The 13,457-nt window shown below is 61.4% G+C and carries 12 protein-coding genes; 10 read left to right on the top strand and 2 right to left on the bottom strand.

All coding sequences use genetic code 11. The features are described 5' to 3' along the window. Nucleotides 1-269: 269 nt before the first annotated feature. Together PMI31_RS13755 and PMI31_RS13750 are read right to left on the bottom strand one after the other, a co-directional pair. A complete protein-coding gene (locus tag PMI31_RS13755; RefSeq protein WP_008018661.1) occupies nt 270-1,778 on the bottom strand; it encodes a hypothetical protein in 1,509 nt (502 codons plus the stop codon). Nucleotides 1,779-2,356: 578 nt separating this feature from the next. Then, nucleotides 2,357-3,379, bottom strand: coding sequence for a zinc-dependent alcohol dehydrogenase family protein (locus PMI31_RS13750; protein WP_008018660.1), 1,023 nt, complete (start codon nt 3,377-3,379; stop codon nt 2,357-2,359). A gap of 258 nt (nt 3,380-3,637) precedes the next feature. Between PMI31_RS13750 and PMI31_RS13745 the strand changes: the two genes are divergently transcribed. From PMI31_RS13745 to PMI31_RS13700, 10 genes are all read left to right on the top strand, one after another. Beyond that, nucleotides 3,638-4,552, top strand: coding sequence for a LysR family transcriptional regulator (locus PMI31_RS13745; RefSeq protein ID WP_008018659.1), 915 nt, complete (start codon nt 3,638-3,640; stop codon nt 4,550-4,552). A gap of 192 nt (nt 4,553-4,744) precedes the next feature. Beyond that, the gene (locus PMI31_RS13740; RefSeq protein WP_043302373.1) at nt 4,745-5,416 is read left to right on the top strand and encodes a GntR family transcriptional regulator; all 672 of its coding nucleotides are present in this window, start codon (nt 4,745-4,747) and stop codon (nt 5,414-5,416) included. 114 nt (nt 5,417-5,530) lie between these two features. Continuing rightward, nucleotides 5,531-6,463, top strand: coding sequence for a 4-hydroxyproline epimerase (locus PMI31_RS13735; RefSeq protein WP_008018656.1), 933 nt, complete (start codon nt 5,531-5,533; stop codon nt 6,461-6,463). Continuing rightward, entirely contained in the window at nt 6,460-7,575 is a 1,116-nt protein-coding gene (locus PMI31_RS13730; protein WP_008018655.1) for an NAD(P)/FAD-dependent oxidoreductase, read from the top strand. Before PMI31_RS13735 ends, PMI31_RS13730 begins: the two co-directional genes overlap by 4 nt. Beyond that, a complete protein-coding gene (locus PMI31_RS13725; protein ID WP_008018654.1) occupies nt 7,568-7,804 on the top strand; it encodes a 2Fe-2S iron-sulfur cluster-binding protein in 237 nt (78 codons plus the stop codon). Before PMI31_RS13730 ends, PMI31_RS13725 begins: the two co-directional genes overlap by 8 nt. After that, complete coding sequence (locus PMI31_RS13720) at nt 7,801-9,057, top strand: NAD(P)/FAD-dependent oxidoreductase (RefSeq protein WP_008018653.1); 1,257 nt, start codon at nt 7,801-7,803, stop codon at nt 9,055-9,057. The genes PMI31_RS13725 and PMI31_RS13720 overlap by 4 nt, the downstream gene beginning before the upstream one ends. 74 nt (nt 9,058-9,131) lie before the next feature. Next, a complete protein-coding gene (locus tag PMI31_RS13715; RefSeq protein WP_043302370.1) occupies nt 9,132-9,881 on the top strand; it encodes an AraC family transcriptional regulator in 750 nt (249 codons plus the stop codon). Nucleotides 9,882-10,181: 300 nt separating this feature from the next. Next, complete coding sequence (locus PMI31_RS13710; protein ID WP_008018651.1) at nt 10,182-11,000, top strand: ABC transporter substrate-binding protein; 819 nt, start codon at nt 10,182-10,184, stop codon at nt 10,998-11,000. A gap of 10 nt (nt 11,001-11,010) precedes the next feature. Beyond that, nucleotides 11,011-12,789, top strand: a complete 1,779-nt coding sequence (gene lhpI / locus PMI31_RS13705; protein WP_008018650.1) for a cis-3-hydroxy-L-proline dehydratase — start codon at nt 11,011-11,013, stop codon at nt 12,787-12,789. Then, the gene (locus tag PMI31_RS13700) at nt 12,782-13,447 is read left to right on the top strand and encodes an amino acid ABC transporter permease (RefSeq protein ID WP_008018648.1); all 666 of its coding nucleotides are present in this window, start codon (nt 12,782-12,784) and stop codon (nt 13,445-13,447) included. The genes lhpI and PMI31_RS13700 overlap by 8 nt, the downstream gene beginning before the upstream one ends. Nucleotides 13,448-13,457 lie beyond the last annotated feature (10 nt).

Raw genomic sequence — 13,457 nt, 5'->3', positions numbered from 1 at the left:
GGAACGCAGTTTACTGGCAGTTTGACCGCAGCGCGACGTTATCGATCCCGACTCGATTCAAGCGCAATGTTATAAATCCCGAACAGCCCTGCTCTGTCGATCGACGCCTGGCACAACGCCTCCCCCAACAAGCCCGGCGCGGTGGAGAGGTCGTGATCGCTGTCGAACGCAGATGTTGCGTATGCAGCGCCTGGAGACTGAACAATTCTCCCGGCGCTTTGCCATTCGGCGCTCAAATGGCGCGAGAGCGAATAACCGTAGGGGGCCTTTCATGGCAAGGGAGCGAAGGCATGTCGACACGTCTCACGTGGCATCAGGGGAGCGGTCATGGAGGTGTTGTCGTTGCCGGCTTCCACGTCCGGATCACAGGTCGCCAATTCAAAGGCCCTGCTCTCATTTGCAGGCGCCGGCCCCATGCGATAGAGCTTGCCAATCAAATTGACCGGCAAGCCGCTGACGTCGACCATCCATTGCTTGACCTGATCCGCGACCGGATGCCCCTTCATGGCCCGGTGCAACTCCGGCATGGCCACCAACATGCCGGGGTGGCACTGACGCAGAAAACGTTCAAGGTTCGCGGCATTGTCAGCAAAAGGCGCAAACAGCAGACACACCAATTGCACTTCGCTAAGACCCAGACTGCACTGTGCCTCGGCCGTCGCCCGTGCACGCAGATCCGCCAGGATCGCCGGATCGCCAAATACCTCCTCCGCCAATTCGCACAAGCGGTCCGGCAGTTGCTTGCGGCACATCATCACCAAGGTCTGTTGCAGGTACTCGACGACGCCCGCCTCGTAGCTGCGACCCTGCAGGAAACAGGCCTGCAGCCCTCGCAGATGCGCCGAAACCGGAAAGCTGATGTATTCGTTGTCACTGAGCTGCGCCGCCAGCTCGTCTGCCTGGAATCCGAGAAATTCGGTGAGCAATGGCCAACGCTCCTCCAGATTGCTCACCAGCATGTCGTGGATATCGATGAACGTTGCGCTACGACAGGTTTCAAACTGTTCGGCCGGGCGCCACGGATCCAGGCCATCCTCGGTGTAAAACCGCTGATAGCCTTGGTTGCCCAGCTCCTCGAGCAGCGCGAACAACCCGGCGTAGCCTGGCTCATGCTGGTCCGAGGCCTGAAGTCCGGCCTTGGCGGCCGCGCGTTTCAAACCCTCGATAAACTGTTTCTGCTGGCGAGGCGTGTCGCCGCTGACCCAGGCATCGACGCCATGGTTCCAGCGAGCTATTTGCCCGTAGAACTCACCGGTGGACAAATAACCGTCATCCCACAGATCAAGCGGTCCGTCCCAGACCCGACGATACCCCAGCATCAGCAGGTTCGTCCGATTGGATTCGTGCCCGGCCGGGGAAATCGGTGCCGAGTGATCGAGCGCCAGGACTTCCCGGTTATCGACCATCAGCACTTCAACCCGTGGATCGTCATAGACGAACAAGGCGCTGCAGGTGCGATGGATGTTCTCCAGCGCAGTCGGATTGCTGCCGTTCAAGCGCAAGGTCGCCACCCGCAAATGGAACGTCGCCGGCGCCCGGCTGGCGATGGACAATTGTGCGGCGCGCAGCAACGCCAGGGTGTAGCAACTGTCACGAGAACCGGACTGGATCACCAGCACCTTGAAGTCACCTATGCGCTCCATGCCCCCGGCGGCAAACCCCAGGCGTTGAATCAACAACTGCAGTGCCGTGCGTTCTGCACGGGAAAAGAAACTCAGCAATCGCTGCAGCACTTGTTGGTAGACATAGGTCATCGCTTGATCATGAATACTGGTCATTTTTATTTACCTGATGCTCGTAAGTTCGATATTGCGCAAACAACTGCACACACAGCGCAGGGAATGTGCCTGGATATGATTTGATGAGTGGATGTATGGCCGAATGCTAACACTGAAATTTTCAGCTCGGCATTTCAGATACTGAACGGGTGGAAACACCCATGAGCACACGCAAGGAGCCGAAAAGCCCGGCCTCAAGGGTTTTCGGCAGCGGATCGCGACATCCTAGGAAACGCCCTACAGAATCCCACAGACGTTTAATACAAAGAATAAAGAAAGAAGTTGCCGACGATTGTTCTGCAACTGTGTAAGAGTGCGCTTATTTTTCAATAGACAGCCGTGCAGCGCATTAAAAAGTATCGACCTGATACCCGTCCATGGCTCATTCCTTGAGATGAAAGTAGTCATCCAATTATCAGGGCTTAGTTGCCGATTAGAAGCTACGGATCGAGAGCAAAAACCAGTTCAGTTGCTGAACAGTTCCGTCGACAGGCCAAAGGCGTCTCATGAAGCAAAGCGCAGAAAGCGAAAGAGTCCGTGGGCGCACGGACTCTTCGAGGGTGATCTTCAGGGGTAAATCAGGCCGGTTGGACCTGCAGCGCAACCCTTTCGCGACACGGGCATTCGTCCATGTAGCGGTGTGCTTCGACAAACTCGGCAAACGGGAAGACCCGAGTCTTGAGCGGCAGCAGAACGCGATCGGCGGTCAGCTGATTGATGTCGCGCAAGGCACGTTGCAGTGCGACCTGGTCCTGGGTGATGCCCAGTTCCGGCTTGCCCGTGAAGTTGCCGATGCAGTGTACGAAGAACTGAATGTTCTTCTGGAACGCTGCGCAGGCCGGGAACGGCGTCTGGTTGCCACCTTGCAGGCCGTACAGCACCAGGCTGCCGCGCGGCGCCAGCACATCGCCAAGCAACGACATCTGAGGACCGCCCAAACCATCGAACACCACATCCACGCCGCGGTTATCGGTGATTTTGTTGATCCGCATCAGCAGATCTTCTTCCTCGGTGACGATGACTTTCTCGGCACCCAGCGACAGCAGGTATTCACGTTCCTCCGCGCTCTTGGTCGCGGCGATCACTCGAACACCCAAGGCCTTGCCCAGTTGTACGAACGAGGGGCCTGCGCAGTGGCTGGCGTCGGTCACCAGGGCAAACTGCCCGGGTTTGACCCGTGCCAGATCCGTATAGCCGAAATAGGCAACCAGCAACGGTGTGTAGTGCACGCTGGCTTCAATCGGGCTGAGCACATCCGGGTAGCGGGTCAGTGCCGAGCGCGGCAGAACGATCTGTTCGCCGTAGACTGGGTAATCGTTCGGGCTTTGGGCCGGAAAGCTGGCAACCTTGTCACCAACCGCCAGGTCATCCACGCCCTCACCGACCGCGGTGACGATACCGGCCATTTCATGACCAAGGCCTGAAGGCAGGCGAGCATGGGACGAGGCCAGGTTCTGGCGCCAAAGAATGTCATACCAACTGATGCCGATCGCTTCGACGCGCACCTGCACTTCGCCCGGTGCAGGCAGAGCCGCCGCATGCTCTTCGCATTTGAGCACCTCGGCTGGACCAAACTTGTGAAAACGGATCGTGCGGGACATCGCAAACCTCGCCAAATGAACCTCTAATGCCTTGAACTCTAGCTGGGCTTTCAACCCAACACTATCAGTGGCTATTAATAGTCGACATGCCTGTCATTGATTCCACAGCATCGTCAAATGCCGCAGGAAACTGGCCTCCTTGGCAGGAAATCTGAATTACCCGGTGCAGAGTACCAGCCTTTCCCCGTAATATTCCTGCTGGCCATTGTTCTCATATGGCCGCTCACGTCAAGTTTGCTGACTCTGCCAGGACTCCAGATGAATCGTAATGACCTACGTCGTGTCGACCTGAACCTGTTGATCGTTTTCGAAACATTGATGCACGAACGCAGCGTGACCCGTGCCGCGGAAAAACTGTTCCTCGGTCAGCCAGCCATCAGTGCGGCGCTCTCGCGCCTGCGCGGGTTGTTCGATGATCCTTTGTTTGTGCGTACCGGTCGCAGCATGGAACCGTCCGCCCGGGCGATCGAGATTTTCGCCCTGCTGTCGCCGGCACTGGATTCGATTTCCACCGCGGTCAGCCGTGCAGCCGAATTTGATCCTGCCACAAGTACCGCGGTGTTCCGCATCGGCCTTTCGGACGATGTCGAGTTCGCATTGTTGCCGATGCTGCTCAAGCGCCTGCGCGCGGAGTCACCGGGGATCGTGCTGGTGGTGCGCAGGGTCAACTACATCCTGATGCCGGGGTTGCTGGCATCCGGTGAGATCTCCATCGGCGTCAGTTACACCACCGACCTGCCGGCCAATGCCAAGCGCAAGGTCCTGCGCCGCAGCCAGCCGAAGCTGTTGCGCGCCGACACCGTGCCGGGGCCGTTGAGCCTGGATGACTACTGCGCTCGCCCCCACGCACTGGTGTCGTTCGCCGGCGACCTCAGCGGCTTCATCGATGAAGAACTGGAAAAGCTCGGGCGCAAACGTCATGTCGTGCTCGCGGTGCCGCAGTTCAACGGGCTGGGCACCCTGCTCTCCGGAACCGACATCGTGGCTACCGTGCCGGACTACACCGCCGATGCACTGACTGCTGCTGGCGGTGTGCGGGCGGAGGACCCGCCATTGCCAGTGCGCAGTTTTGAACTGCACATGGCCTGGCGCGGGTCGCAGGATAATGATCCGGGTGAGCGCTGGTTGCGATCGAGGATTCAGATGTTCTTCGGAGATCCGGACAGCCTCTGAGAAGGCTTGCAGAATACCTTTAAGAGGATCAGGTTTGGCGCAGGCCTGAATGAAAACGGGTGCCTTGACAGGCGCCCGTTTTGTTGTAGCGGGTTGCATGACCGACATCGGGTGCATCGACGTCGAACCGGGGAAGATCAGCAAAAGAATTTCGTATACCCTAGCGCTATCTCACTCCAAATGACCGCCGCCGTGAACCTACCCAAACTCAACGCACCCGACCTTGGTAACACGCCTTCGACTTCGGAAATCATCACCCGCCATCTGCGGGATGCGATTGTCGCCGGGCATTTTGCCGAGGATGAGCCGATCCGCCAGGACGACATCGCCCGCCAGTTCAATGTCAGCAAGATCCCGGTGCGCGAAGCTCTCAAGCGGCTGGAGGCCGAAGGGTTGGTGATGTTCCAGCGCAATCGCGGGGCGATGGTCACGCGGGTTTCCGATGCGGAACTGGCGCAGATGTTCGAAGTGCGGATGTTGCTGGAGGACAAGATTCTGCGCCTGGCCATTCCGAACATGACCGAAGAGACCTTCGCCCGTGCCGAGCGCATCTGTCAGGAGTTCATCGGCGAGGACGACGTGGGGCGCTGGGCCGAGCTCAACTGGGAACTGCATTCCTGCCTGTACGAGCCGGCGCAGCGGCCGTTTCTGGTGAGTCTGATCCGATCGGTCAACGACAAGCTGGAGCGTTATCTACGCATTCAGATGAGCTTGTCGGCCGGTAAGGAACGGGCCGATCACGAACACCGCGAGATCCTGGCGGCCTGCCGCGCCGGGGATGTGGACCTGGCGGTGAAGCTTCTGGACGAGCACATTGCCGGCGTCTGCACGACCCTGTTCGAGCACCTGCCCCACACCCACTGACAGCTGCGGATGCTGTGCCGATTTCGTCATCGACACAGACTAAATCCATCAAGCCGACACCCCGCCGCACGGGCCACTCTTGCGTTCACTCAACCGAATGGACGTGGCCCTCCCATGAATCGCATCTCTGTGATCGACTCCCACACCGGCGGCGAACCGACCCGCCTGGTGACCGCCGGCTTTCCTGACCTGGGCACCGGCAGCATGGCCGAACGGCGCAAGGTATTAGCTGAACAGCATGATCAATGGCGCGCCGCCTGTATGCTGGAACCACGGGGCAGTGATGTACTGGTTGGCGCCCTGCTCTGTACTCCGGTGGACCCTGGCGCCTGTGCCGGGGTGATTTTCTTCAACAACACCGGTTATCTGGGCATGTGCGGCCACGGCACCATCGGCCTGGTGGCGTCGTTGGCGCACCTGGGCAAGATCGGCCCTGGCGTGCACAGCATCGAAACGCCGGTGGGCACGGTGCAGGCAACCCTGCACGAAGACCATTCGGTGAGCGTGCGCAACGTGCCGGCCTACCGTTATCGCAAGGCGCTGGCGGTGCAGGTGCCGGGCATCGGCCAAGTGGTCGGTGATATCGCTTGGGGCGGCAACTGGTTTTTCCTGATCGCCGAGCATGGCCTGCGGGTGGCCGGCGACAACCTCGAAGCGCTGACCGCTTACACCTTCGCCGTGCAGCAAGCACTGGAAGCCCAAGGCATTCGCGGTGAAGACGGCGGCGTGATCGATCACGTCGAGTTGTTCGCCGATGACGATCACGCCGACAGCCGCAACTTCGTGCTCTGCCCCGGCAAAGCCTATGACCGTTCGCCCTGCGGCACCGGCACCAGTGCCAAACTGGCATGCCTGGCGGCCGACGACAAGTTGCAACCGGGGCAGATCTGGCGCCAGGCCAGCGTCATCGGCAGCGAGTTCGAGGGTTCCTACGAACTGCAGGGTGAGCGCATCGTGCCGACCATTCGTGGTCGTGCGTTCATCAGTGCCGAGGCGAGCCTGATCATCGAACAGGACGACCCGTTCGCCTGGGGCATTCGTCCATGAACGAGGGCCAGGTGGCCGATGTAATCGTGATCGGCGCCGGCATTATCGGTGCCGCCTGTGCCCAGGCGCTGGCCCGTCGCGGCTTGCAGGTGCTGGTGCTGGACGCTGGCCTGCACGGCGCCACGGCCGCCGGCATGGGCCACTTGCTGGTACTCGACGACAACCCCGCCGAACTGGCCCTGAGTCAATATTCGTTGCAGCGCTGGCGCGAACTGGGCGCGGACCTGCCCGACAGCTGTGACTACCGCTGCAACGGCACGCTGTGGCTGGCGGCGAATGCCGAAGAAATGGTGGTGGCCCACAGCAAATTCCTGAACCTGCAAGCCCAGGGCGTGGCTTGCGAACTGATCGGCGCCAGTGCCCTGCGCCAGCGCGAACCGGAGCTGAGCGAAGGACTGGAAGGCGGCTTGCTGATCAATGGCGACGGCATTCTATACGCCCCGGCGACGGCCAGATGGATGCTCCAAACACCGAACCTCCGCCAGCGCCGGGCACGGGTCAGTGCGGTCGATGGCAACCGCGTCTGCCTCGATGATGGTCACTGGTTGAGTGCCGATGCCGTGGTGTTGGCCAACGGTATTCAAGCCAACGAGCTGTGCCCGGAGTTGCCCATCGAGCCGAAAAAAGGCCACTTGCTTATCACTGACCGCTACCCCGGCAGCGTCACCCATACGCTGGTGGAACTGGGTTACGTCACCAGTGCCCACAACGCCACGGGGCCGTCGACCGCCTGCAATATCCAGCCGCGCCCCACCGGGCAACTGTTCATCGGCGCCTCGCGGCAATTCGGCACCACCGACCCGCAGGTCGAAGGCTGGATGCTCGCGAAAATGCTCAAGCGTGCCGCCGAGTACATGCCGGGGCTGGCCCGGCTCAATGGCATCCGTGCCTGGACCGGTTTCCGTGCCGCCAGCCCCGACGGCTTGCCGCTGGTGGGCCAACATCCACAACGTCAAGGCTTGTGGCTGGCAGTCGGTCACGAAGGACTGGGCGTAACCACCGCCCCCGGCACCGCCGATTTACTGGTGGCGCAACTGTTCAACGAAACCCCGCCTCTGGCCGCACAACCTTATCTGCCCCAGCGTTTTCTCGGAGAACCGGTCTATGCCTGAATTGTTGCTGGACGGCCACGCCCTGAAAGTCGCCGAAGGCACCAGCGTCGCCGCTGCCCTGGCGCTGGCAAGTGACGGCTGCACGCGCACCTCAATCAGCGGTCAGCGCCGTGCGCCGCTGTGCGGCATGGGCATTTGTCAGGAATGCCGGGTGACCATCGATGGCCGGCGTCGCCTGGCTTGCCAGACCCTGTGCCGTGACGGCATGCAGGTGGAGACTCGCCGATGAATGAATACGCTGATCTGTTGATCATTGGCGCCGGCCCTGCCGGGATGAGCGCCGCCCTTGCCGCCGCCCCCAGTGGCGCCCGCATTGTCATGCTCGACGACAACCCGCTGCCGGGCGGGCAAATCTGGCGCGACGGACCTCAAGCCAACGTGCCCGGTCAGGCCCGGCGCCTGCGCGAGCGTCTGGCGTCGTGCAACAACATCCGCCATCATGCCGGTACTCGGGTGATCGCCGCCCCCGGCGCGAAACAACTGCTGGTCGAAGATGACGACCATGGCTGGTTGATCAGCTACTACAAACTGATTCTGTGCACCGGCGCCCGCGAATTGCTGCTGCCCTTCCCCGGTTGGACCCTGCCGGGAGTCACCGGTGCGGGTGGGTTGCAGGCGCTGATCAAGGCCGGTTTGCCGGTGCAGAACGAGCGCGTGGTGATCGCCGGCAGCGGCCCGCTGTTACTGGCCAGTGCCGCCACCGCCAAACAGCATGGCGCGCAAGTGCAACGCATCGCCGAACAAGCCAGCCGCAGCGCCGTCGCCGGTTTCGCCGCGCAACTGCCGCGCTGGCCCGGCAAATGGCTGCAATCGTTCAGCCTGTTCGACCACCACTACCGCACCGCCACCCACGTATTGGCAGCGCTTGGCTCCGACCGAGTGGAAGGCGTGCGCCTGCAACAGCAAGGCAACATCGTTGAGTTGGAATGTGATCGGCTGGCCTGTTCTTTCGGATTGATTCCGAATATCCAGTTGGGCCAGGCACTGGGTTGCGCCGTCGAAGATCAAGCCATCACGGTGGATGCCTGGCAGGCCAGCAACCGCGCCGATCATTATGCGGCGGGCGAATGCACAGGGTTCGGCGGCAGTGAACTGGCTTTGGTGGAAGGTGCGATTGCCGGCCACGCTGCGGTCGGCAATCTGGAAGCCGCCAAGCAATTGTGGCCGCGCCGGGCGCGCTGGCAGGGTTTCGCCAAGGCGCTGAACAGTGCGTTCGCCCTCGACCCGCGACTCAAGTCCCTGGCCCAACCCGACACCCTGGTTTGCCGCTGCGAAGACGTGCCCTACGCGGCATTGACCGGTCACTCTGACTGGCGCGAAGCCAAACTCGCCAGTCGCTGCGGCATGGGTGCCTGCCAGGGCCGGGTGTGTGGCGGCGCAGTACAGCATTTGTTTGGTTGGCAGCCCTCAGCACCGCGCCCACCCTTCAGCCCGGCGCGGATCGAAACCTTGATGTCCCTGGACGATACCCCGCCAGCGTGATGACCACGCCTGGGGTTTCGGCCACACTGCCGAGTCTCTATGATCCCGGGGGTCACCCTCAGACCCCCAGCGCCATGTATCCCTCGCTCACCACCTTTAAACCTTGCGATCTGCCGACGCTGCTGAACAGCCTTCAGCCCATCGCGCTGTTGCTCGATACCCTGTCGGACGTGGTGTTTTTCATCAAGGACTGCGAGGCCCGCTACGCCTTCGTCAACCAGACCCTGGCCCGGCGTTGTGGTTTCAAACACAGGGACGAGCTGCTGGGGTGCACCGCCGAAATGGTCTTCCCGGAACGCTTCGGTCCGCTGTACACCGAGCAGGATCGGCGAGTGCTGTCCAGCGGTCGCGAACTGGCCGATCAGCTGGAGCTGCATTTGTATTATGGCAATCAGCCGATCTGGTGCCTGACCCACAAACTCGCCTTGAAGGATGAACAGGGTCGAATCGTGGGCCTGGCCGGTATCTCCCGCGACCTGCAATCACCGCAGTCGAACCATCCGGCGTTCCAGAAACTCGCCGCGGTGGATGCCCATATCCGCCGCCACTTCGCCCGCGCCATCAGCCTCGCCGAACTGACCGCCATCGCTGGCTATTCCGTGGCGCAATTGGAGCGGCACTGCAAACGGGTGTTCCAGCTCACCCCACGGCAAATGATTCACAAGACGCGCCTGGAAGAAGGTTCGCGGTTGTTACTGCACACCGAGTTGCCGATTACCGAGATTGCCTTGCGCTGTGGTTACACCGACCACAGTGCCTTCAGCCGGCAGTTTCGGGCGCTGACCAGTTTGTCGCCGAGTCAGTATCGCGATAACCAGCGCTGAAGATCAAAAGATCGCAGGCTGCGCCAGCTCCCGTGCCGACCGCGCACACCCGCGATTAAAACGCCTGCGAGTGTTCCTTAAAGGGGCGCCCGCGCTACCGCTGCTCCCATATGTAACACCTGCCCCCGATACCTTGGCGTCACTGTGCTTCGGGTTGCAGCGCTACAAAACCTCTACGCCAAGGCCTGACAACTAATTCACCCCTCGGACTGGAAATAGGCACGCTGATTGCTATTGTTAATATCGTATACGAAATCCCCAATACGATATTTAACAGCACTTCACATCAACGAGGCCTCTATGAAAAACCCCGCATTTGCCGTAGCCCTCAGCGCTGTTCTCAGTACCTCCTTTATCGCCACTGCCCAAGCCGACAAGCTCGACGACATCATCGGTTCGGGCAAGCTGCGCTGCGCCGTGACCCTGGACTTCCCGCCCATGGGCTTTCGCGATGCCAGCAACTCGCCGGCCGGCTTCGATGTGGACTATTGCCGCGACCTGGCGAAGATCCTCGGGGTCGAGGCCGAAGTGGTGGAAACACCGTTCCCGGATCGCATTCCGGCACTGGTCTCCGGGCGGGCTGACGTGATCGTCGCGTCCACCTCCGACACCCTCGAACGCGCCAAGACCGTTGGCCTGACCGTGCCCTACTTTGCCTTCCAGATGGTGGTGCTGACTCGCGACGACACCGGCATCAACGGCTTCGACGACCTCAAGGGCAAAGCAGTGGGCAACACCAGCGGCACCTATGAGGCCATCGCCTTGGAGAAAGACGTGAAGAACTGGGGCTCGGGCAGTTTCCGAGCCTACCAGTCGCAGAGCGATACCCTGCTAGCCGTCGCCCAAGGCCACATCGATGCCACTGTCGTCACCAACACCGTGGCCGCCGCCACCCTCAAGTCGGGCAAATACAAAAACCTGAAAGTCGCCGGTAACGCCCCGTACGTCATCGACTACGTGTCCCTGGGTGCCAAGCGCAGCGAGTACGGCCTGCTCAACTACCTCAACCTGTTCGTCAACCAACAAGTGCGCAACGGTCGCTACAAGGAGCTGTTCGTTAAATGGGTCGGCACCGAGATCCCGCCGACCAACCTGACCGTGCCTCAGGTCTACTACTGAGATGTCCGGCATGCCTGGGCCAATTTCTCTGACCGGACGCAGCCTGGTGACGGGTGCCGCGCAAGGCGCCCTGATGTTCGCCGATGTCGGCTTGAGTTTCTGGGGCGGAGTCGATCCCTGCACGGGTGAAGTCATCGACCGCCATCACCCGCTCAGCGGCCAACACCTGGCCGGCCGCGTGCTGGCGATTCCCAGTGGTCGCGGCTCGTGCACCGGCAGCAGTGTGTTGATGGAACTGATCAGCAACGGCCATGCACCGGCGGCATTGGTGCTGGCCGAAGCCGACGAGATCCTGACCTTGGGCGTGCTGGTGGCGCAGACCATTTTTGCCCGTTCCCTGCCGGTGCTGTGCATCGGTCGGGAGGCCTTCGCCGCCTTGCGCGGCCAAGTCTTCGCCCGGGTCGAAAATACAACGCTGAGCCTGTTCGATCACCTGCCGGGCGACGCCTGGCAGGCGCTCGACAGCCCATTACCAAATACTGACAGCACCGCCTCGATCAGGCTCACCGAGCACGATCGGGCGCTGCTCGATGGCCGGCATGGCAAGGCCGCGCAAATGGCCATGCAGATCGTCCTGCGCATGGCCGAACTGCAGGGTGCCGACCACTTGGTGGATGTCACTCAAGCACACATCGACGGCTGCATTTACACCGGACCGGCGAGCCTGCGCTTTGCCGGGCAACTGGTGCAATGGGGAGCAAAAGTGCGAGTGCCCACCACCCTCAATTCAATTTCCGTCGACCAGCGCCGTTGGCGCGAACTGGGTATCGATCCGGCACTGGGTGAACCGGCCAGTGCCTTGGGCGATGCCTATATGGCGATGGGCGCACAGCTCAGTTTCACTTGCGCGCCGTACCTGCTCGACACTGCACCGAAGGCTGGCGAGCAAATAGTCTGGGCGGAATCCAACGCAGTGGTCTATGCCAACAGCGTGCTCGGTGCCCGCACCCTGAAATACCCGGATTACCTGGACATCTGCATCGCCCTCACCGGTCGCGCCCCGCTGATCGGCTGCCACCTGGACGCGCAACGCAAGGCCCGGTTGCAGCTCGAGCTGCCTGCCCTCGGTGAACTGGACGATGCCTTCTACCCGCTGCTGGGTTACCACATTGGTGCCCTGGCCGGCAGTCGCGTGCCGCTGGTGCTGGGACTGGAAAAACGCAAGCCGAGCCTGGACGACCTCAAAGCCTTTGGCGCGGCCTTCGCCACCACCTCTGCGGCGCCACTGTTCCACATCGCCGGGGTCACCCCGGAGGCCATTGACCCGGCGCAGGTGCTGGATGCGGACACTGCCATTGCCGTGGAAAAAATCCGCCTGAAGGATCTGCTGCAGAGTTGGCGCGAACTCAACAGTGCTCGCGATAGCCGGGTGGATGTCGTGTCGCTGGGTAACCCGCACTTTTCCCTCAGCGAGTTCGCTCACCTGGCGCGACTGTGCCGGGGACGACAAAGACACCCGGATGTGGTGCTTGCCATCACCTGCGGCCGTGCCGCGTTGGAGCTGGCCCGCGAGGCCGGGCACATCGCCGTGATCGAAGTGTTTGGCGCGACCCTGGTCACCGACACCTGCTGGTGCATGCTCGGCGAACCCGTAATCCCTCTGGCAGCTAAAACCCTGATGACCAACTCGGGCAAATACGCCCACTACGCACCGGGCCTGGTCGGCCGCAAGGTGCACTTCGCCAGCCTTGCCGAATGCGTCGACGCAGCCTGCACCGCAACGGCCAGCGGACGTTTGCCGGCCTGGTTACAACCTGCGGCCCTACTGGAGACCCCTGCACATGTTTGACTACAGCTTCCAATGGCGCACCGCCTTGCGCGCCCTGCCGGACATGCTTGCCGGTGCCATCGTCACCTTCGAAACCGCCGCGTTGTCGATGATCTTCGGCGTACTGATCGCCCTGGTCCTGACGGTGATGCGCGAGGCCAAACACCCATTACTGCGCGGGTTCGGCAACGGTTGGGTATCGATTGCCCGCAATACCCCGTCGCTGTTTCAGATCTACATCCTCTACTTCGGCCTCGGCTCGCTGAACCTGCACGTCAGTTCCTGGTTCGCCCTGCTGGCCGGGATCACCTTCAACAATGCCGGGTATCTGGCGGAGAACTTTCGCGGCGGCCTCAAGGCCGTGCCTGACACGCAGGTGCGTGCGGCGCGTTCCCTCGGCATGAGCGCCTTCCAGGCCTACCGCATGATCATCGTCCCGCAACTGCTACGGGTCGTGTTCTACCCGCTGACCAATCAGATGGTCTGGGCGGTGTTGATGACGTCGCTGGGAGTGATCGTCGGACTAAACAATGACCTGACCGGTGTGACCCAGGAATACAACGTCAAAACCTTCCGCACCTTCGAGTATTTCGCCATCGCAGCGGTGCTGTATTACTTGATTGCCAAGGCGATCGTCGCGGCAGCCCGGCTGATGGCCTGGCGGTTGTTCCGTTACTGAGGAGCTGTCC

The organism is Pseudomonas sp. GM55, from assembly GCF_000282395.1.
GTDB classification, from domain to species: domain Bacteria; phylum Pseudomonadota; class Gammaproteobacteria; order Pseudomonadales; family Pseudomonadaceae; genus Aquipseudomonas; species Aquipseudomonas fluorescens_CC.
The sequence above is the reverse complement of the archived record's forward strand: the minus strand, read 5'-3'. Positions and strand labels throughout refer to the sequence as shown.

What these genes read in the sequence shown, in the direction of transcription:
- PMI31_RS13745 (WP_008018659.1), top strand. Translation starts at nt 3,638, where the DNA reads ATGAATCGTAATGACCTACGTCGTGTCGACCTGAACCTGTTGATCGTT.
- PMI31_RS13700 (WP_008018648.1), top strand. Translation starts at nt 12,782, where the DNA reads ATGTTTGACTACAGCTTCCAATGGCGCACCGCCTTGCGCGCCCTGCCG.
- PMI31_RS13710 (WP_008018651.1), top strand. Translation starts at nt 10,182, where the DNA reads ATGAAAAACCCCGCATTTGCCGTAGCCCTCAGCGCTGTTCTCAGTACC.
- PMI31_RS13715 (WP_043302370.1), top strand. Translation starts at nt 9,132, where the DNA reads ATGTATCCCTCGCTCACCACCTTTAAACCTTGCGATCTGCCGACGCTG.
- PMI31_RS13730 (WP_008018655.1), top strand. Translation starts at nt 6,460, where the DNA reads ATGAACGAGGGCCAGGTGGCCGATGTAATCGTGATCGGCGCCGGCATT.
- lhpI (WP_008018650.1), top strand. Translation starts at nt 11,011, where the DNA reads ATGCCTGGGCCAATTTCTCTGACCGGACGCAGCCTGGTGACGGGTGCC.
- PMI31_RS13755 (WP_008018661.1), bottom strand. Translation starts at nt 1,778, where the DNA reads ATGACCAGTATTCATGATCAAGCGATGACCTATGTCTACCAACAAGTG.
- PMI31_RS13725 (WP_008018654.1), top strand. Translation starts at nt 7,568, where the DNA reads ATGCCTGAATTGTTGCTGGACGGCCACGCCCTGAAAGTCGCCGAAGGC.
- PMI31_RS13750 (WP_008018660.1), bottom strand. Translation starts at nt 3,379, where the DNA reads ATGTCCCGCACGATCCGTTTTCACAAGTTTGGTCCAGCCGAGGTGCTC.
- PMI31_RS13720 (WP_008018653.1), top strand. Translation starts at nt 7,801, where the DNA reads ATGAATGAATACGCTGATCTGTTGATCATTGGCGCCGGCCCTGCCGGG.
- PMI31_RS13735 (WP_008018656.1), top strand. Translation starts at nt 5,531, where the DNA reads ATGAATCGCATCTCTGTGATCGACTCCCACACCGGCGGCGAACCGACC.